Below are 17,209 nucleotides of genomic sequence, written 5' to 3' on the forward strand. Positions count from 1 at the left end.
GAGCTTTTTTACTTATCTCACCTTTTCATCTACATACTCCATATACTGTTCTGCTTTAATAAATCTTTCTTTATACGCTTCAGGTACTTCTTCTACTGTTATCCCACCACTCGATTTCGCTTTTACTAATACAGTTTGATATGACATTAACGCTTCCATATATTGTTCATACTCTTCTGAAGTTAATACTTCTTTACTAGATTTATGGCCATTTAATTTATCAAAATACGGCTGAAGTTCCATTTCTACCTTTTTCATTTCCTCTTTTTTAGCTGGTGATAATTGATCATAATCAATATTACCGTTCGAATCCCCGTACTCAAGCTTTGCATTTGTTAATTTCTTTAGTTCTTTTGTAAACTCTTCATATTCCTTTGCACCCATTTCGTCTTTCGCTTGTGATAACTTTGCATTAAAACGCATATATGCTTCTAATGTCATCGCTCCGGCATGTTTTTTTAAGTTCTCAAACGACCCGTATATACCATCCGCCATAATAGATTGGTAAGCAAAACCAGTCGTTGGGATTAAAAATGCTGCTGCAAGCACCCCTGCAATAAGGCGCTTCTTCCTTTTGTTCCCCCCTCGCTTCATTTTAATCTGAACAATTACTTTTTCTTTTAACTCCGGCGGGGCAATAATCCCCTTCGCTTCTTCTTGTATAGATTCTCTAACTCTACAATCTAAGCTCATTTCACATTCCCTACCTCTCCTAAAAAGATTTCTTCTACTTGCTCTTTTTGACGTAGTTTCTTTAATGCCGCATGAATTCTAGACTTCACTGTACCGATTGGAATATGTAATATTTGTGCTACTTCTTCTTGAGAGTAATCGTGTAAGTATCTTAAGATAATAACTTGTTTCAATTTATACGGTAACTTATGAATGAGTTCGATTAATTTTTGATTTGATATTTTACTTACAACATCGCTAGAAAAATCAATTTGTACTGGCTTTCTTTGCTCTTCTGCTTTTTTTACAATTCGCAGTCGCATCCACCTCTTTCTTCTATAAGAATGAATTTGTTTAATCGCCAGTCCAATTAGCCAAGGTCTAAATGGCTTCTCGCTATCATATTTACGAAGCGATTCATATAGCTGTATGTATATTTCTTGAACGACATCATCTACATCTGCTTTGTCTTCTATTAAAAAATGTGCTGTCTTATATATTTCTTGAATCGTTTTATCATACAATTCGCTATACGCTTCTTTATTGCCTGATAAAGTTAATTGGATTAAATCTGTATACACTGTTTCATCCTTCATGTACCATCCCTCCTTTGTCTTATACTATATATTGGCAAGAAAACGATATTTCGTTCGATTTTTCAAAAAAAATTTTTATATACATTAATATAATGATCTAATGACTTCATAAGCTTCACTTATAACCTTGCATAACAATTATATAATTTTCCAATTCTTAATGAAGATTTAAAATGATTTATATAGTCAAATTTAGGAGGATATTATATGAAAGCTATCGTTGTAACTTCGTTCGGTGGTCCTGAAGTGATGAAATATACAGACGTGGAGATGCCGGCTATTTCAGACAATCAAGTATTAATTTGTGTTGTTGCTACTAGTGTTAATTTTGCCGATATTAAATCACGTTATGGCAAAAAAGGAAACAAAGCCTTACCTTTTATCCCAGGGATAGATGCAGCTGGTATTGTAGAACGCGTAGGTTCTCATGTGAAAAACATTTATCCTGGCCAACGAGTCATTGCTTTTCCTCAAAATGGTTCTTACGCTGAATATGTTGTTGCAAATGAAAATCTTACTTTTGTATTACCTGATGAAGTTGATTTCCAAACTGCAGCCGCTTGCCCTATCGTATCTTTTACAAGCTACAATTTACTTGTAAATGTTGCAAGACTTCAACATGGTGAATCTGTTCTAATTCATGCAGCTGCTGGAGGAATTGGTACTACCGCGATTCAACTCGCAAAATTATTAGGGGCTAAAAAAGTAATTGGGACTGTCGGAAGTGAAGCAAAAAGAAAAATTGCTTTAGATGCTGGTGCTGATTATGTTATTTGTCATCAAGATGAAGATTTTGTAGAGAAAGTCAATGAGCTGACAAACGGAGAAGGAGTTAATGTAATTTTAGACTCTATTTCCGGAACTGTTTCTGAAAGAAGTTTAAAATGCCTTGCTTATTACGGTCGTCTCGTCCATTTCGGCAATGCTAGTGGAGAAGTTGGTAATTTTCAAACGAAAGATTTACACGCAAGTTGCCGTTCTATACTCGGTTTTAGCTTTGGCACTACACGAAAAAAACGTCCTGAACTACTCCAAGAAACTGCAAATGAAGTTTTCCGTTATTTACGTGATGGCCGTCTGAAAATGAAAGCAACGAAATCTTTTCCACTTCAAGATGCAGGGAAAGCACATGAATGGGTCGAAAGTAGAAAAAGTACAGGGAAAGTCATACTAACTATTCAGCCCTCTTCCTGAAATGAATACTTGAAACCGAGGTGTCATTCATGGGATCACGAATTATGCATGCTATTATCGCTAACAGGATTGCCGAGAAATTATCTATTCAAGATAAAACTTCTTTTATACTTGGAGGCGTAGCCCCCGATGCTGTGCATTCAAAGATAGAAAAAGTCACCTCACATTTTTACGCCGGCTCAACAAAAGACTATACGAGACGAATTGATTATGGATCATTTATTCATAAATATAAAGATTATATGGAGTCCCCTTTTCTCCTAGGCTATTGCACCCACCTCATTGCCGATGATAATTGGCTAAGCGGCTTTTTTCTACCTTGGCTTAAAAATAGAATAGAAAATGACGAAACGATCACACCTATGTACTACAACGACTTTAAATTATTGAACGCAAAATTACTTTATCATTACGATAAAGAACAACGGCTCTTCTCTCTTCTCAATCAAGAGACTCACATTATAGATATTGAAGAGGTTTCTAAAGAAAACGTTTTAGCTTTTCGGAAGTATCTTTTTGAAGATATGTTGTATCCAGAGCAACATTTACATGAAAACTTGCAAGTATTTACGTTCAATCAAATCGTTGGTTATATTGAAACAGCTATTGAAAAAGGCGTATTTTATATTAATCAACTCTCTAATGAAAAATCCACTTCAAACATGTAATCCCCCTCAATATATTTGAGGGGGATTTTCAAATAGCAATATTATTATTGGTTCTTTTCCATAACCGCAAAATAATTGCCTTCACTATCAGCAAAGTTAAACACTTTACCAGAAGGCATAGTTACCATTTCTCCAACAGTAACATTTTTATTTTTTAAATCTGTATATAATTGATCAAGATTTTCTGAGAAGAACATTAAAGATGGTGTACCAAGATTTAATTCTGGGCTCATCTTAGAAATAACTTCTTTATTATGTAATATAATACTCGTTTCTGCACCGTTAGTCGGAGCGATTTCAATCCATCTCATTCCTTGCTTGTTATCTTCCTCTGCTACTACATGAAACCCTACCTTTTCCGTCCAAAAATTTACTGCCTCATCTTGATTATTTACATACAGCATAATTTGTCCAACTTTATGGATCATTTCATTTCCCCCTAATGGTTTTTATACTCTATGTAGGTTTCTACAAGTGTTATTGTTATTCCTTTTGAGTTTATATGTACCTCTTTACAAAATTTACCGACTGATTCATCCCGTCAAGTTCGTTAAAATAATCATTTCTTTCAATCATGTTATACCCGTCGAATCCGATTTCATCTAATGCCTTGAAGAATATATCGAAATCTACTTCACCATTTCCTGCTGCGACTTCTATATACTTACTTGAACTATCGCTTTTCACTTCTTTACAATCTTTAATATGAGTTTGTACTATATAATCTTTTAATAGTAATAAACTCTCTATCGGATTTCCATTTACATCGCTAATTAAATTTGCTGGGTCAAAGTTAACAGCTAGTCCTTTGGAGTTTGTAGTTTCTAAAAATTGTTTTAATACTATTGCTTTTTCAGATCCTGTCTCCATAGCGAAGACTCCCCCTAATTTTAATAATAAATCCCCTATCTCATAACAAGCCCTTTGCATCTTGTCATATCGCTCGCTCTTTTCAACATCTGGAATTTTTCCAATGTGAGCCGTTATTATATTTGCTCCTAATTCTAATCCCTTATCAGCAACACGTTTCAACTGCTCTATTACATTTTCATCCTCCGCCCCTACAATTCCACTTTCTCCAAAACTAATTGCTAATGACGGAACTTTAATTCCATTAAAAAATAAACTTTTCTTTAAATTGGTCCATTCTACCTTTGAAATATTTGCTAAGTTGAAAGTCATATTCATAGCATATAGTTGAATATATTTTAAATCCCATTCTCTCGCCTTTTTTATTCCTTCGTTTACTTCAATATGTTTTGTATTTAAAAACATTCCTAATTTCCTGTTCATAAATGTACCTTCTTTTTATTATTTCGTATCATGTTAATATTCGACTCTTTTTATGTTACTTCCTTGTACAAACTAAACTAGAAATGCTACACCTTTATCAATAATCCCTGTAGAATCATTAATATTTTTAAAGTTACGATAGATGAAATTTTAATAATCGTTAATAAAATTTCATCTATTATTCCACAAAAAAAAGACGTAACTACGCATAGTTACGTCTTTCCTTTTATTTATCCCACTATTTGCCGTGCAGTAAGACTCCCACCTCAAAATTCAGTTAGAGCAAAGAAGTCCGGTGGGAGATTAACTGCACGTGAAGGCTAATAATCAGTGGGGAGGAACACCCGCCCACTGATTAAAGTTTAACTTTATCTAGGCTTCTTCTTCCCAGTAAAAGCTGGTTTCTTTTTCTTTGGTTCTTGTGGTTTCGATTCTACAAATGTTCCTTTGAACATTTCTTGTTTCGTAAACACGATACCTAATTTTTTCGCAAATTGAAGTAATTTACGTTCTTCTTGTTCTGTTACAAGAGAAACTACTGTTCCTTCTTTACCCATACGTCCAGTACGTCCTGAACGGTGAATGTATTGGTCTACAGTGTCAGGTAACTCTAAGTGAATTACATGTGTTAAATCATCAATATCTATTCCACGTGCTGCAATATCAGTAGCAAGTAGAATTTCTAATTTCCCACCGCGGAATGCACGCATCGTTGCTTCACGCTCTTGCTTGCTTGCCTCTGCATGAAGAGCTGCTGCTTTCATTTTACGGAATTTCAATTTCTGAGTAATTTCATCTAAACGGAATGGGTCATTTAAGAAAGCAACTGCTTTTACATCGCCCATATGCATAATTCTTCTTACGTAATCATTTTTTTCGCGTCGCTCACAAATGATATACGTATGCTCAACTAAGCTTTTTGACTCTGCACGAGTTACACGTACTAATTGTGGTTCAACTGCTAAATCACGTGCTGCATCTTCTGCCGCTTTTGTCATTGTTGCTGAGAAGAATACTAATTGACGATCGCGCATCGTTGATTTAATTACATCCTGTGCAGCGCCCATCATTTTTTGCTTTACAATTTGATCAAACTCATCAAATACAATTGTTTTCACTTCATGCATTTTTAGCTTTTTCATACGAATTAATTCTAAAATACGGCCTGGTGAACCGACAATTACTTTCGGGTGTTTCTTTAATTTTTCAACTTGGCGCTTAATATCTGCACCACCAATTAAAGATGCACCTGAAATTTCAGTTCCTGCTGTAAATTTTTGAACCTCTTCATGAATTTGCATTACAAGTTCACGCGTTGGAGCTAAAATAACAACTTGTGGCTGTTTTACTTCAGGATTAATTTTATGTAAAAGTGGTAATAAGTACGCTAATGTTTTTCCTGTTCCAGTTGGAGATTCAGCTATAACGTCTTGTCCTTCTAAAATAGTTGGAATCGCTTGTTTTTGAATTTCAGTTAATTCTTTAAAACCAGCCTTCTCCCAAGCTTGTTGTAAAAATGGTTGCATATCTTTTATCATTTGTTTTTCTCCTTTATCTCTATTTTTGAAGAAAATGCTGTATTGTTCGCACCGTTTCTATCATGTGTGAAATAACAGCTATTAAATCATCAACATGGTCTTCTGTAATCGCTTTTTGAAATAGAACCTCTACCTTATTATGATATGAAATCGCTTGCTTATTATATTCGTATGAAATTTTCTGCGTAATCATTCGCTCTTTTCCCCATATAGAATGCAATAAAGTTTCAATTTCTTCGCATCCTATCTCTGGTTGTTCCATTTCGAACGAGAATTCCAGCTTCATTTCACAACCTGGTATAAACTGAGGTACTTCTAATATTTCACCTGATAAATTCTTTGCATCAACAGATAGTGAAAATGTTGCCTCTACCATCGTTTTAAATGGTTCTGTTAGTTGAAATGAAATACTATACATACGACTCAATGAAGCAAGGTCCATCACATCTTTTCGATCTGTTACGAGAATATCACCGTGTAAATCGAAATCATAGACAGCTCCTTCCACAATTACCTTTAAATTTTCAAAAGCAGTTGGATCAAACATAATTTCCTCCAAAAAACAGGCGCCTTTCGATGGAAAGGCGCCACTTGATGTATATATAGTGTACAGATAAACGAGATGAATTACAACCTTTTAGAATAAACCTACTGCTTTTCCCTCTTCATTTACATCCATTTGCAGCGCAGCTGGCTGTTTCGGAAGACCTGGCATTGTTAACATTGTTCCTGTTAACGCAACGATAAACCCTGCACCGATAGATGGTTTTAATTCACGAATTGTAACAATAAAGTCAGATGGGCGCCCTAATTTCGTTGCATCATCAGAAAGAGAGTATTGTGTTTTCGCCATACAAACTGGTAGGTTACTCCAACCTTCTCCTTCATATTGAGCTAATTGCTTACGTGCTTTCGGAGCAAATTCGATATCTTTTGCACCATACACTTTTTGAGCAATTGTACGAATTTTTTCTTCCAATGGTAATTCTAATTCGTAAAGTGGTGCGTAGTTGTTCTCACCTTTTTCGATTTCTTTTAGTACTTTTTCAGCAAGATCAACTCCGCCTTGGCCACCCTTCTCCCAAACTTCTGTTAAGGATACTGCATAGCCACGCTCATTGCACCATTCTTGTAAATATGTAACTTCTGCATCTGTATCAGTAATGAATTTGTTAATAGCAATTACGAAAGGCACACCGAAGCTTTGAATTGTTTCAACATGCTTCTGTAAGTTTTCCATACCTTTTGCTAATGCATCTACATTTTCTTCTTTTAATTGATCTTTTGCTACGCCGCCATGCATTTTAAGCGCACGAATAGTCGCAACAATAACAACTGCTTCTGGTTTAATGCCAGCTGCACGAGCTTTAATATCTAAAAACTTCTCAGCACCTAAATCTGCACCGAATCCAGCTTCTGTAATAACATAATCACCTAATTTTGCTGCCATTGTCGTAGCGATAACACTGTTACAACCGTGAGCGATATTCGCAAATGGTCCGCCATGAATGATAGCTGGTGTATTTTCTAATGTTTGTACTAAGTTCGGTTTTAATGCGTCTTTTAATAATAATGTTAACGCACCTTCTACACCTAAATCTTTAACCGTTACAGGTTGATTTGTAAAATTATAAGCGACAACAATGCGAGATAGACGCGTTTTTAAATCCTGAATATCTGTTGCAAGGCAAAATACGGCCATAATTTCAGATGCTACTGTAATATCAAAACCGTCTTCACGTGGTACACCTTGAACCGGTCCACCAAGGCCAATTACTACATTACGAAGGGCACGATCATTTAAGTCAACACAGCGTTTCCAAACGATTTTACGCGTATCAATTCCAAGTGTGTTTCCTTGTTGGATATGATTATCAATAAACGCCGCTAACGCATTATTGGCAGTTGTGATCGCATGGATATCTCCAGTAAAGTGAAGGTTAATGTCTTCCATTGGTACAACCTGTGAAAAACCACCACCTGCTGCTCCGCCTTTTAGTCCCATCGTTGGTCCAAGAGATGGTTCGCGAAGTGCAATTACTGTTTTCTTACCAATTTTATTAAAAGCTTGACCTAAACCAACTGTTACTGTTGATTTACCTTCTCCAGCTGGAGTTGGGTTAATCGCTGTTACTAAAACAACTTTACCGTCTTTTTCATCCTGTAAGCGCTTAAAAATATCAAGAGATAACTTACCTTTATAATGTCCGTATGGCTCTAATTCATCTTCTAAAATATTTAATTCAGCTGCAATTTCTTGAATCTTCTTCATACTCGCTTCTTGTGCGATTTCAATATCGGATTTAACTGTTGTAGTAGTTGTCATATACCCTAGTCCCCCTTTAATTGGTTCTGATGATATTGTATCAGTTTTTTGTATTTTCTGCACTTATTTACCTCCTAAAAATTCTTTCATTTCTTTATACGTTTTTTAACATAAATACCCATAAGAATGTTAACGATTGTTGTAACTCTGTAGGTAGTTGACCTAACATCTTCTCATTTACTCCGCGCTTATATACACCGATGCCATCTACAACTTCAAAACCTTGTTCTTTCGCTAACTGTTCAAATTCCCAAGGCATCATCGTATTACAAACAACGTCTTTGCCGTATAAACGAGGATAACTATTCTCTCGAGGCTTTGCTGTCGGTCCTAAAATTGCAATACATGCGTATCCATCTTTCTTTAAAACACGCTTTATTTCATTTAATGCTTGTAATGGCTCCTCAGTCCATTCTAAAGAATTAATTGCCATTATTGCTTCAAATTGCTCATTTTCAAATGGTAATGCAGAAAAATCACCTTTTATAAAAGATAAATTTGAGCCCTCTCCGCGTTCCTTACCCTTTTGAATCATCACTTCCGATAAGTCCACCCCAACTGCTTTGTACCCAGTAACACTTAATTTATATGTACCATACCCATCACCACAGCCAATATCTAACACTTGTGCTTCTTTTTCGACGTACTGCTCAAAAAATGGAATGATTGTACTCCTGCTCCCGCTATCCCACATTTCTTGACTATTTTGATTCCAAAACTCTGCATCGTTATCCCATTTTTTCTCTGCCGATTCATGCCAATTAAACTTCGCCATACATTCCCCTACCTTCAGTTATTATCATTCATTTCATTCTACATCATTTTCCAAAATTCCTGTTTATCTTCATAAAGAGATAAAGTGAAGCTTTAATCAGTGGGGGATTTTGTTCGTCCGCCACTGATTATTAGCCCTCACCAATCGGGCTTTTTCGGGTAACCTTACTGCACGGCAAATAGCGGGATGTACAGGATAACAATGGAATCTATTTTCTCCAATTTTTGCTTTACTTGGGTTTAACTCATACTCATGTTCTTTTCCTTATGAAAGATACTATAGATACACCCAATTGAAAGAGAGGGATGTACATGCGAAGAAAGAGAAATCATCATTTTAAAAGTGGTGAAAAAAACGAAGAGTATGCAGCTGAAATATCACCAGCTGGTATTCCGATTAGACATAAGCGCAAAGAAATTGCAAATGAAATAGAAGGTACAAATACCGGAGCAATGATAGGCTATGTCGCATTATTTCTTTCGTTATTCTCCATTGCTTTTTATCCTGTTACACTCGGCTCCCTTGCGATTTTAGTTGGCTTATTAGCTGTCAACTTTGGAGCGAGAACACTTGGATATACTGCAATTGGTTTTGGCAGTTTTTCTGTTTTATTCACTTTACTATATCCGCTTGCTTTATCAGCGTTTTAAAAAAAACACACCAAGTTATACTTGGTGTGTTCATTCATGATACAACATAATATGACCGCATCCACAACAATGCTTGGCTGTAATTTCTTGAAAGACTGGATAATTTTCTTCGTCCCTTTGTTCAATAAACACCTTTTCAAATCGGTACATGTTTGGTGCATATGCCCAATCTTGTTTCGTACGTGCATATAATGTTGATGAAAAAAACTCCTCACCACCACAAACGATACATTCCTTCTTCATTAATCCCCCTCCTATGCTTGTCTTACTTCATCTATATGAACATAAGCATAAAAAAAAGACCTTCTATTACTAGAAAGTCTTCTCTGAAACAAAAAGAAATGTACCAAACATCCCTACTCCGCTATATTCTTTTGTAACACCAGCTTCTGTTTTATACGTTTGCTTTACAGTCATAAAGAAAACACCATTTCGCGCATCAATACTTTCAAACTGTAATTTTTCTTTTTTTCCATCTACATTTTGCGTGCATTCAAAGCTACTCTCGTCACATTTCAATGCATACTTATCCTCTAAATACAATTTGAAATCTGATTCTTTCGGACAAGTTATAAGTAATATCGCCACGAGAATAATACTTACCATACCCACAATTGTATAATATTTCTTCATTTGTTCTCCTTTCAAAAGACAAGAAAACTTGACTTCATGCGCCAAGTTTTCTTAGTCTACTACCCATTGCCACTCTTGTTCTTTCTTATCAAAAATGAGCCAACCTGTTTCTGTTGCGTCCGCTTTCAATTCATCGATATTATCTAGTACCTCATCCGTACTTTCGAATGATCCTACTACATATACCGGAATTTCAAGACCTCTTCTTGACTCAATTTTCCCCGCTAAATCAATGTATAACCCATCTTCCATTAACGGAACAAGCCCAAGGATAACTTCCTTTGAAATTGCTGGGAAAATTTTTGATTTTTGGAAGAAAGTAAAACGTTTCTTTCCAAACGAACCGAGTTTATATGGAATTACTTTACTTAGCATTCCTACAAAATCACCGATTCTACGGTAATACACTTTGTTGTACCAACCATCATCATGTGAAAAATAAACGAATCTATTTTTCAGTAACGGGAAGAACGTTCTTCCAAGTGGTTCTTTTTTGTGAGCCAAATATAATAATTCTGCAATTTCTTTTGGCTCTAACTCATCTAAATCGCTTGCATCATCAAAATCTACCCAACAAAATTCATCAAATTCATCAATCTCTGCTTGAATGAGTTTATGTATGTTTTCTTCCTCGACATATTCAAATAAAGTATGATAATGAAAATCTGTCCACTCAAAATTATGCTTTAAAAGTAATACTTGATGAAGCGGTGAAGGGATGTTACTTGCAAACTCTTTAAACGTAATTCCAGATGTAATAAAACAATGACCCCGACGATTACCATTAATATATATCATATTGTTTACTTGGTCAGATCCTCCAGACAAAGCACCCAGCCACCTTCGTTTTATATGTTTCAATTCTATAGCATATTTTAACATGAAAAATTTTAGAAACATAGAAAAAACTTCAAAAACTATTTACAATTTCATGTGTTTTATTACATACTGATTACAAGAAAAAACGCCTGCTCATAAGCAGGCGTTTTTAAAGGATATCATCTGGGTTTTGAGGGTGATGATTTTCCTCTTTCTTTTCTTCTTTTTGGAACATCGATTGGATTTTATCAATTGTTTGTGGAGCTAATTCAATCATTTTTTCCGCTAAATGTGTCGCATTTTGTAAATGAAGAATATTTACCCCATCTTTATTCACAACTAGAAATGCTACCGGTGTAATTGATACTCCACCCGCGCTACCGCCACCAAATGCAGGGTTACCATTCGCTCTTTGTCCATCATTCGTCTGGAAATCAGAACCTCCTGCGCCAAAACCGAACGCTACTTTAGAAACCGTTAATACTACACCACCGTCAGCCGTTTGAACAGGCTCTCCAACAATCGTATTTACATCGACCATTTCCTTCAAATTTTCCATTGCTGCTTTCATTAATCCTTGAATTGGATGATCCACCGTTCATAACCTCCTTTGTCATATCTTTCCTAGTTTTTCCGAAAGTTTGTGAACTAAACATAAAATTTTATATTGATTTCAAAAAACTTAAGTTGTAATATTTAGAAAAAATAAAAAAGGGGTCGAATCGTGATGCTGCGAAAATTAACAAAGAAAGATCATGAACAAGTATTTTCTTTTCTAAAAGAAGAAGCAGCCCTTAACTTATTTATCATTGGAGATATTGAAGCTTTCGGTTATGACACAGATTTTCAAGAATTATGGGGCGCATTCAAAGAGAACGGAACATTAAAATCAATTTTGCTACGCTTCCATGAAACATTTATACCGTATAGTAAAGGAGAGTTTATAGTCGCTGACTATGAGGCACTTCTTTCCGCATATAAGCCGCTTAAACTCTCTGGCAAGTCGACTATTGTAGAAAGATTTGAAACTGCTCCAAGTGTACAACTAGGTACCAAAAATGAAATGTATTTTTGCGAATGTCTAGATGACAACAACTTACCTAGCACGCCTGTCCAAGAAACAATTAAACATGCCACACTAGATGATGTAGAGCGAATTATGAAATTACGAAGTAACATCGCTGAATTCCCAACTGCTAATGAATCAGAGAAAATATTAAGACAAGCTCTCGAAACAAATACAGGACGTACATATTATATTGAAAAAGACGGTGCTATTATCGCATCTGCTTCTACTTCCGCTGAAAATTCATTATCGGCTATGGTTGTTGGAGTCTGTACACATCCGAATCATCGCGGGAATGGATATGCTTCGCTCATATTACAGAAAATGATCCAAGACTTTACGAAAGAAGGCCGAACGCTTTGCTTATTTTATAACAATCCAGCTGCTGGACGAATTTATAAACGTTTAGGGTTTAAAGATATTGGGATGTGGACGATGTATCGATAATAATGCATAATACACGCAGAAGAGGCTGCCTATTATAAGTAGCCTCTTCTGCGTATAACTAATATCTATTCACATGTACTCCGCTTGTCGTTACTATATGATATACTATGCTTGTTAACTCTTGTTAATTTCTATAACATAAAAAAACAATTTAAATCTTTTATCTTTACAACTGAACCAATTAGGAACGCTTTATCGTTATTCTCTGTTCTTATTTAGATATATTTTTCGAATTGCTACTGAAATTTTCTAATAAATAGGAAATTCCAATACCTACTCCACCAATAATTAGAGCAACAATAGCTGTTAAAACCCTTTTTCCCATTGGCTGTGGAAAGAAGAAGGAAGAAAAAAATAACACTACGGTAAAAATACACATTAAAATGCGCCCTTGTTTAAACATGCTTGATTGCTCCTTTTTTCTTTGTTAAATAAAAAATCAGCCCTCCATTACCAGGGAGATAACGTTAAAAGAGGCGACCAGTAGGCCACCTTCCAAGGAAAGCTATTAGTCATACATGTTATATATTTTCAACTGATATTCCATGCAATCTATCTCTATTTTACCCTTTTCTTTTTTCGATTTCTAAATATAATCTCTAATACAATTACCGTACTGAATCCTACAGTTAGTTGTAAAACTGTAAACAGCAATTTATCATTTAGAGGCATTGTAGGTACACTCCACAGCAGTACTGGAGGGATAAGTATGCCAATGATTACAAGGGTTCTCATTATTTTCCCTATCTTATTTTTTAAATCTATATGTATTTTTCAACTAATCTACAATTCTAATAATTTCTCACGTAGAACTAATTCACTCTCAGTCATATACCCTCTATGCATTTCCTCTACAATCTTATCATGATTAAAACAAAGTACTTTTTCATCACCTAGATAGCCCACTGGATAAGGAACGCCCACATAATCAAAATCACGTTTATCTGCTGATACAACCATTCTTCCAATGATCATAATAATCGGTTCTACCTCTTCTAGTTTAACTATTGTTCCAATTGGAAATAGTTTCATAGGTATTTATTCTCCTCTATTTGTAAATTTTTTAGCTAAACGGTCAAATAATATTGAACTTTCATATGCCAACATCCCAATGCCAATCATAGCAATACTGAAAAATAATTTCTGCCATAAATTAAATGGGAAAAACCACCCTGCAATAACAAGTACCATAGTACCAATAATAATCATAAACCGTCCTTGTCTGAACATACTTTTACTCCTTTTTGTCTTTATCAAGTTTAAAAAAGAATCCTCCTCCATGACCATTAGGTGCTGTCGCATACCCCCCAGTCTCTTGTCCTAAATGGACTTTGTAACCATATCCAAACCCATATTCACCTTTTAGTGTAATATCATAGTCACCTAAGAAAGGGATATAATCCGGAATCTCAATTTTATTAAGAACTACTTCATACTTATGTGCTGTTAATTCATAATCATTTTTAAAAGTATATTGATCTATTCCGAATACATAAGATCCATTTAAGAACTTTTGTGTAACTGTTAAATCCTCTGCAAAGGGAAGTTTTTTAGAGGAAGAGTGGTCTAAAGCATTCGCCTCAAACTTAATGGTACCACCTAGTCCATAACTATCTCTAACATATAATTCCGTTTCTTATCCTAATTATTATTCCTCCTTCAATCTAAGTTTCATTTACTCATCCTCCTTTTAATATACTCCATTAAATTAATTGCTCCTATCGCCATTGCTCCCCAAAAGATCACACCAAATGTATATATAATCTTTTCTTTTATTGAATATGGCCCCATCAGCCCGACAGCGACTGAAATTACAACTAGTATTACCATTATAATTTTCGGAATCTTCATCACCTTACTACTCCTTATCCGTCTTCTCAAATTTTACAAATCTACAACTTTGGACTTTACTACTGTTCCCACTTGTAAAAGCTTCATTTTCATTCCCTTTTATCTTTTGTTTTTCCAATAAAGTCCATTAAATAGGTAAATCCAATTGCTAATCCGCCAAAAACAAGTACAAAAAAGAAAGTAAATATACGATCTCCTAATGACTGCGGAAAAATAATGAGAGTAGTGCAATAATAGGTACTGTTATTAAATATATAGTTCTCATTCGCTTGAAAGGTAGCATTTATTTACTCCTTTTCCCATTGAATTTCTCCATAAAATTTATAATAAATGTGTTCCATACTAGAGAAAATCCAGTAAATATAAAAACAGCTAGCGAAATAACAATTTTATCTTTCCACGTTTCTCCATTTATCATAGCGAGTGTGATTAATAGTACTGCTGCTGCACATATTACTATTTGCGTAACTTTGCGCATAGTAATCTCCTCCTTACACACCTTAATCATCAAACTTTCCCACTTCTTTCATTAAAACTCTTTTCTCAAGTTCCTCCGACTCAATTACAATTGCCATCAATCCCTTTTCTGTACTTGTTTCATGTAACTCACCCTTCTCCCAAAACACAGCTTGTCCAGCTTCCACCTTCACTTTTTCTTTATTTGCTCCGCACACATATCCTTCGCCGTCCACAATAAGAAGCAGTTGAGATACAACTGCTTCATGATATCCGATAATTCCATTCTCTTGTAAATGCATGGCACCGATATGTATATTCCCTTGATGATTTAATATTTTTGCCATTATGAAATTAGATTGAAATGCTGATATGTGTTTCCCAACTTCTGCACTGAAATCAAATATTTTCATTCCTGCTCCTCCCTATATGTATAAAACCATCCTTACTGTCTGCATCATATGTCCTTCAAAGTCCTCTTCAAATTGCTCTAATTCCGCAAAACCTTTCGCTTCATAAAAGCGCTTTCCTTTTTCATTTGCTGCTTCTACATGTATGTACAGTTTCCGAATCCCTTTTAGTCCCTTAATCCCTCTTTTTAACAAAGCGCTGCCTATCCCTTTTCCTTGCTGATCCGGCAACAAATAAATCGCACCTAACTCTGCTTCATTTTGCAGTCTAACAGGTGAAAAATTCGCAAACCCAATTACTTCTCCCTCTTCTTCTGCAACGAATAAGTGTGTATTTTTAAGGCGATATTTCATTTTTTCATCGGAATATGCTTCATTTAAAAAGTTGTCTTGAATCTCTCTCGGAATAATTCCTTCGTAAGTATCATGCCAAGCTATTTTTGCTACGTTTTGTACAGCATGAATATCTTCTTGCTTCATTTCTCTAATTACATATGTCATCTCGATGTCTCCATTCTCTTTAAATTATATTCTGCTAATATACTAGAAGAAATGGCAAAACCATCTTCATAATTTACCTTAATTAATTTTAACTTCTCAATCGAAGCTATTGTAACATCAAATTTTTCATATATATATTCCATTACACTTAAAAATTGATTTGAATTTAACCCATTTGCAATCGTGCAATGCGGAATCCATTTTCCCGGAACGTAATAGGACTGTGGATTATCATGAAAAGTTTTGAAATAATCATGATAAGAATGATGAAGTTTTAATAATTCATCAGTAATGGTTGGTGCTAGAAAGATCGTTCCGTTAGTAGGAAAAGTTCCAACAGATGGAAAAGTTACAGCGGAGATGTTCTCTTGAAAAACTACAAACTCCTCTAATTTCTTCGTATATAAATTAACATCTAACTCATTATAATCAGCCAATGTAATATGTGGTTCTACTCCAGCTAGTTGATTTATTCCAATTATATTTGTTAATTCATTTTGCAATTCTTTAATTTTATTAGTAAACACACTATCCAATGTAGCAATAATTGCGTACATGCTTCCTCACCCCTCCGTTACACATAGCGCTTCCCACTCTTCACGAATCATTCCCATTCGAATAGAGTCATAGTATGTCCCGTTATAATAACGGCATTTTCGCATTCTACCTTCTAATCGCATTCCTATTTTCTCCGCTACTTTCATCATTCGTTCATTACCAGACCAAGTCGTAAGTCCTACTCTACCAATCTCCATATTTTCAAATAGCAAATCTCTATATAGTTTTAATGCTTCTGTACCATATCCACCATTCCAGTATGCTGGGTCATAAATTACGATTCCCATTTCTAACCAACGCGTCGGTTTATGTTCCCAATAAAATCCGACTGTCCCTATAATTTGATCGTTATTTTCTATAATTAAATTTGACAGCGGTTCTTCTCGTAAACGAGTTTGCATCTTCTCTTTATAGGACGCGTATTCTTGCATTGAGAACGGAAAGTACGGTGCATCCCATTTTTTCCACTCTGGATTTTCTTCTTTATATATGAAGCTCCATAATGTTTTTATATCTGATTCTTCTATTGTACGAATTGTAACTTTGTTCCCCTTTAATATAACGTTTTGCATAATTTCCTCCTACATTCCTCTTTATTTCATATATAATTATAATGTTTTTTCAGAAAAATCAAAACAAAAACCCTTTATTTTATTGTATAATTTTGTTATAAAATACGAATTATTTATGTAAATTAGCCTATTTTTTTGAGTTTAATTTAGAAACGGAACTTCGGAAAAAATTAGATGAAGTACG

The 17,209-nt window shown here is 34.9% G+C and carries 26 protein-coding genes and 1 pseudogene; 4 read left to right on the forward strand and 23 right to left on the reverse strand.

The window, feature by feature from the left end; all coding sequences use genetic code 11:
- Positions 1-12 precede the first annotated feature (12 nt).
- Positions 13-693: a DUF3600 domain-containing protein gene (locus tag Q3V31_RS00890; RefSeq protein ID WP_000050667.1), complete on the reverse strand. Its 681-nt coding sequence runs from the start codon at positions 691-693 to the stop codon at positions 13-15.
- The gene (locus Q3V31_RS00895) at positions 690-1,268 is read right to left on the reverse strand and encodes a sigma-70 family RNA polymerase sigma factor (RefSeq protein ID WP_000651115.1); all 579 of its coding nucleotides are present in this window, start codon (positions 1,266-1,268) and stop codon (positions 690-692) included. The genes Q3V31_RS00890 and Q3V31_RS00895 overlap by 4 nt, the downstream gene beginning before the upstream one ends.
- 207 nt (positions 1,269-1,475) lie before the next feature.
- Between Q3V31_RS00895 and Q3V31_RS00900 the strand changes: the two genes are divergently transcribed.
- Both Q3V31_RS00900 and Q3V31_RS00905 read left to right on the forward strand, forming a co-directional pair.
- The gene (locus Q3V31_RS00900; RefSeq protein WP_090813215.1) at positions 1,476-2,462 is read left to right on the forward strand and encodes a quinone oxidoreductase family protein; all 987 of its coding nucleotides are present in this window, start codon (positions 1,476-1,478) and stop codon (positions 2,460-2,462) included.
- 29 nt (positions 2,463-2,491) lie between these two features.
- Positions 2,492-3,130: a zinc dependent phospholipase C family protein gene (locus Q3V31_RS00905; RefSeq protein ID WP_090813214.1), complete on the forward strand. Its 639-nt coding sequence runs from the start codon at positions 2,492-2,494 to the stop codon at positions 3,128-3,130.
- 44 nt (positions 3,131-3,174) lie between these two features.
- Here Q3V31_RS00905 and Q3V31_RS00910 read toward each other — a convergent pair whose 3' ends face one another.
- The 6 genes from Q3V31_RS00910 to Q3V31_RS00935 all read right to left on the reverse strand — a co-directional run bounded on the left by Q3V31_RS00910 (position 3,175) and on the right by Q3V31_RS00935 (position 9,062).
- The gene (locus tag Q3V31_RS00910) at positions 3,175-3,558 is read right to left on the reverse strand and encodes a VOC family protein (RefSeq protein ID WP_000581476.1); all 384 of its coding nucleotides are present in this window, start codon (positions 3,556-3,558) and stop codon (positions 3,175-3,177) included.
- 70 nt (positions 3,559-3,628) lie between these two features.
- Positions 3,629-4,423 (reverse strand): sugar phosphate isomerase/epimerase family protein, encoded by a 795-nt coding sequence (locus tag Q3V31_RS00915; protein WP_001080391.1) that lies wholly within the window; start codon positions 4,421-4,423, stop codon positions 3,629-3,631.
- Positions 4,424-4,791: 368 nt separating this feature from the next.
- Positions 4,792-5,961, reverse strand: coding sequence for a DEAD/DEAH box helicase (locus tag Q3V31_RS00920; RefSeq protein WP_000588605.1), 1,170 nt, complete (start codon positions 5,959-5,961; stop codon positions 4,792-4,794).
- Positions 5,962-5,980: 19 nt separating this feature from the next.
- Positions 5,981-6,508: a hypothetical protein gene (locus tag Q3V31_RS00925; RefSeq protein WP_000460232.1), complete on the reverse strand. Its 528-nt coding sequence runs from the start codon at positions 6,506-6,508 to the stop codon at positions 5,981-5,983.
- 90 nt (positions 6,509-6,598) lie between these two features.
- A complete protein-coding gene (locus tag Q3V31_RS00930) occupies positions 6,599-8,287 on the reverse strand; it encodes a formate--tetrahydrofolate ligase (RefSeq protein WP_033657013.1) in 1,689 nt (562 codons plus the stop codon).
- Positions 8,288-8,381: 94 nt separating this feature from the next.
- Positions 8,382-9,062: a class I SAM-dependent methyltransferase gene (locus Q3V31_RS00935; protein ID WP_001051562.1), complete on the reverse strand. Its 681-nt coding sequence runs from the start codon at positions 9,060-9,062 to the stop codon at positions 8,382-8,384.
- Positions 9,063-9,373: 311 nt separating this feature from the next.
- On the opposite strand from Q3V31_RS00935, the gene Q3V31_RS00940 reads away from it, so the two are divergent.
- Positions 9,374-9,712: a hypothetical protein gene (locus Q3V31_RS00940; protein WP_001253199.1), complete on the forward strand. Its 339-nt coding sequence runs from the start codon at positions 9,374-9,376 to the stop codon at positions 9,710-9,712.
- Positions 9,713-9,742: 30 nt separating this feature from the next.
- Here Q3V31_RS00940 and Q3V31_RS00945 read toward each other — a convergent pair whose 3' ends face one another.
- The 4 genes from Q3V31_RS00945 to ytfJ form a co-directional block, all read right to left on the reverse strand.
- A complete protein-coding gene (locus Q3V31_RS00945) occupies positions 9,743-9,955 on the reverse strand; it encodes a hypothetical protein (RefSeq protein WP_000711203.1) in 213 nt (70 codons plus the stop codon).
- 69 nt (positions 9,956-10,024) lie between these two features.
- Positions 10,025-10,345, reverse strand: coding sequence for a hypothetical protein (locus Q3V31_RS00950; RefSeq protein WP_000761191.1), 321 nt, complete (start codon positions 10,343-10,345; stop codon positions 10,025-10,027).
- Positions 10,346-10,396: 51 nt separating this feature from the next.
- The gene (locus tag Q3V31_RS00955) at positions 10,397-11,173 is read right to left on the reverse strand and encodes a hypothetical protein (protein ID WP_000014098.1); all 777 of its coding nucleotides are present in this window, start codon (positions 11,171-11,173) and stop codon (positions 10,397-10,399) included.
- A 160-nt stretch (positions 11,174-11,333) separates the two neighbouring features.
- The gene (gene ytfJ, locus Q3V31_RS00960; protein WP_000349989.1) at positions 11,334-11,759 is read right to left on the reverse strand and encodes a GerW family sporulation protein; all 426 of its coding nucleotides are present in this window, start codon (positions 11,757-11,759) and stop codon (positions 11,334-11,336) included.
- Positions 11,760-11,891: 132 nt separating this feature from the next.
- Here ytfJ and Q3V31_RS00965 point away from each other — a divergent pair, with 132 nt between their 5' ends.
- A complete protein-coding gene (locus Q3V31_RS00965) occupies positions 11,892-12,677 on the forward strand; it encodes a GNAT family N-acetyltransferase (protein WP_016129244.1) in 786 nt (261 codons plus the stop codon).
- Positions 12,678-12,888: 211 nt separating this feature from the next.
- On the opposite strand, the gene Q3V31_RS00970 is transcribed toward Q3V31_RS00965, so the two are convergent.
- From Q3V31_RS00970 to Q3V31_RS01020, 11 genes and pseudogenes are all read right to left on the reverse strand, one after another.
- The gene (locus Q3V31_RS00970) at positions 12,889-13,080 is read right to left on the reverse strand and encodes a hypothetical protein (protein WP_016129243.1); all 192 of its coding nucleotides are present in this window, start codon (positions 13,078-13,080) and stop codon (positions 12,889-12,891) included.
- Between the two features lie 155 nt (positions 13,081-13,235).
- On the reverse strand, positions 13,236-13,424 hold the full coding sequence (locus Q3V31_RS00975) for a hypothetical protein (RefSeq protein ID WP_000516426.1): 189 nt from the start codon (positions 13,422-13,424) through the stop codon (positions 13,236-13,238).
- A 36-nt stretch (positions 13,425-13,460) separates the two neighbouring features.
- Complete coding sequence (locus Q3V31_RS00980; RefSeq protein ID WP_090813212.1) at positions 13,461-13,709, reverse strand: DUF4176 domain-containing protein; 249 nt, start codon at positions 13,707-13,709, stop codon at positions 13,461-13,463.
- Between the two features lie 6 nt (positions 13,710-13,715).
- Entirely contained in the window at positions 13,716-13,907 is a 192-nt protein-coding gene (locus Q3V31_RS00985; RefSeq protein WP_000489621.1) for a hypothetical protein, read from the reverse strand.
- A 441-nt stretch (positions 13,908-14,348) separates the two neighbouring features.
- Positions 14,349-14,528 carry a hypothetical protein gene (locus tag Q3V31_RS00990; RefSeq protein ID WP_000701193.1) on the reverse strand — a complete coding sequence of 60 codons (180 nt, stop codon included), beginning with the start codon at positions 14,526-14,528 and terminating at the stop codon, positions 14,349-14,351.
- An 89-nt stretch (positions 14,529-14,617) separates the two neighbouring features.
- A pseudogene (locus Q3V31_RS00995) lies at positions 14,618-14,811 on the reverse strand (hypothetical protein).
- Positions 14,812-15,006: a hypothetical protein gene (locus Q3V31_RS01000; RefSeq protein ID WP_001233480.1), complete on the reverse strand. Its 195-nt coding sequence runs from the start codon at positions 15,004-15,006 to the stop codon at positions 14,812-14,814.
- 22 nt (positions 15,007-15,028) lie between these two features.
- On the reverse strand, positions 15,029-15,397 hold the full coding sequence (locus Q3V31_RS01005; RefSeq protein ID WP_000688061.1) for a cupin domain-containing protein: 369 nt from the start codon (positions 15,395-15,397) through the stop codon (positions 15,029-15,031).
- 12 nt (positions 15,398-15,409) lie between these two features.
- Positions 15,410-15,895 carry a GNAT family N-acetyltransferase gene (locus Q3V31_RS01010; protein ID WP_088007894.1) on the reverse strand — a complete coding sequence of 162 codons (486 nt, stop codon included), beginning with the start codon at positions 15,893-15,895 and terminating at the stop codon, positions 15,410-15,412.
- Positions 15,892-16,452, reverse strand: a complete 561-nt coding sequence (locus Q3V31_RS01015) for a 2'-5' RNA ligase family protein (protein ID WP_016129242.1) — start codon at positions 16,450-16,452, stop codon at positions 15,892-15,894. The genes Q3V31_RS01010 and Q3V31_RS01015 overlap by 4 nt, the downstream gene beginning before the upstream one ends.
- Before the next feature lie 6 nt (positions 16,453-16,458).
- Positions 16,459-17,025 carry a GNAT family N-acetyltransferase gene (locus Q3V31_RS01020; RefSeq protein ID WP_001181785.1) on the reverse strand — a complete coding sequence of 189 codons (567 nt, stop codon included), beginning with the start codon at positions 17,023-17,025 and terminating at the stop codon, positions 16,459-16,461.
- Between the last annotated feature and the right edge of the window lie 184 nt (positions 17,026-17,209).

The sequence above is a fragment of the Bacillus nitratireducens genome, from assembly GCF_036320425.1.
GTDB classification, from domain to species: Bacteria; Bacillota; Bacilli; order Bacillales; family Bacillaceae_G; genus Bacillus_A; species Bacillus_A nitratireducens.

Bases quoted from the DNA above. Each gene is read 5' to 3' on its own strand.
- Q3V31_RS00905 (WP_090813214.1), top strand. From the start codon at position 2,492: ATGGGATCACGAATTATGCATGCTATTATCGCTAACAGGATTGCCGAG.
- Q3V31_RS00965 (WP_016129244.1), top strand. From the start codon at position 11,892: ATGCTGCGAAAATTAACAAAGAAAGATCATGAACAAGTATTTTCTTTT.
- Q3V31_RS00940 (WP_001253199.1), top strand. From the start codon at position 9,374: ATGCGAAGAAAGAGAAATCATCATTTTAAAAGTGGTGAAAAAAACGAA.
- Q3V31_RS00910 (WP_000581476.1), bottom strand. From the start codon at position 3,558: ATGATCCATAAAGTTGGACAAATTATGCTGTATGTAAATAATCAAGAT.
- Q3V31_RS00895 (WP_000651115.1), bottom strand. From the start codon at position 1,268: ATGAAGGATGAAACAGTGTATACAGATTTAATCCAATTAACTTTATCA.
- Q3V31_RS00930 (WP_033657013.1), bottom strand. From the start codon at position 8,287: ATGACAACTACTACAACAGTTAAATCCGATATTGAAATCGCACAAGAA.
- Q3V31_RS00970 (WP_016129243.1), bottom strand. From the start codon at position 13,080: ATGTTTAAACAAGGGCGCATTTTAATGTGTATTTTTACCGTAGTGTTA.
- Q3V31_RS00935 (WP_001051562.1), bottom strand. From the start codon at position 9,062: ATGGCGAAGTTTAATTGGCATGAATCGGCAGAGAAAAAATGGGATAAC.
- Q3V31_RS01010 (WP_088007894.1), bottom strand. From the start codon at position 15,895: ATGACATATGTAATTAGAGAAATGAAGCAAGAAGATATTCATGCTGTA.
- Q3V31_RS00950 (WP_000761191.1), bottom strand. From the start codon at position 10,345: ATGAAGAAATATTATACAATTGTGGGTATGGTAAGTATTATTCTCGTG.
- Q3V31_RS00900 (WP_090813215.1), top strand. From the start codon at position 1,476: ATGAAAGCTATCGTTGTAACTTCGTTCGGTGGTCCTGAAGTGATGAAA.
- Q3V31_RS00915 (WP_001080391.1), bottom strand. From the start codon at position 4,423: ATGAACAGGAAATTAGGAATGTTTTTAAATACAAAACATATTGAAGTA.
- Q3V31_RS00890 (WP_000050667.1), bottom strand. From the start codon at position 693: ATGAGCTTAGATTGTAGAGTTAGAGAATCTATACAAGAAGAAGCGAAG.
- Q3V31_RS01020 (WP_001181785.1), bottom strand. From the start codon at position 17,025: ATGCAAAACGTTATATTAAAGGGGAACAAAGTTACAATTCGTACAATA.
- Q3V31_RS00990 (WP_000701193.1), bottom strand. From the start codon at position 14,528: ATGAAGATTCCGAAAATTATAATGGTAATACTAGTTGTAATTTCAGTC.
- Q3V31_RS00925 (WP_000460232.1), bottom strand. From the start codon at position 6,508: ATGTTTGATCCAACTGCTTTTGAAAATTTAAAGGTAATTGTGGAAGGA.
- Q3V31_RS01015 (WP_016129242.1), bottom strand. From the start codon at position 16,452: ATGTACGCAATTATTGCTACATTGGATAGTGTGTTTACTAATAAAATT.
- Q3V31_RS01005 (WP_000688061.1), bottom strand. From the start codon at position 15,397: ATGAAAATATTTGATTTCAGTGCAGAAGTTGGGAAACACATATCAGCA.
- Q3V31_RS00945 (WP_000711203.1), bottom strand. From the start codon at position 9,955: ATGAAGAAGGAATGTATCGTTTGTGGTGGTGAGGAGTTTTTTTCATCA.
- Q3V31_RS00980 (WP_090813212.1), bottom strand. From the start codon at position 13,709: ATGAAACTATTTCCAATTGGAACAATAGTTAAACTAGAAGAGGTAGAA.
- Q3V31_RS00985 (WP_000489621.1), bottom strand. From the start codon at position 13,907: ATGTTCAGACAAGGACGGTTTATGATTATTATTGGTACTATGGTACTT.
- Q3V31_RS00920 (WP_000588605.1), bottom strand. From the start codon at position 5,961: ATGATAAAAGATATGCAACCATTTTTACAACAAGCTTGGGAGAAGGCT.
- Q3V31_RS01000 (WP_001233480.1), bottom strand. From the start codon at position 15,006: ATGCGCAAAGTTACGCAAATAGTAATATGTGCAGCAGCAGTACTATTA.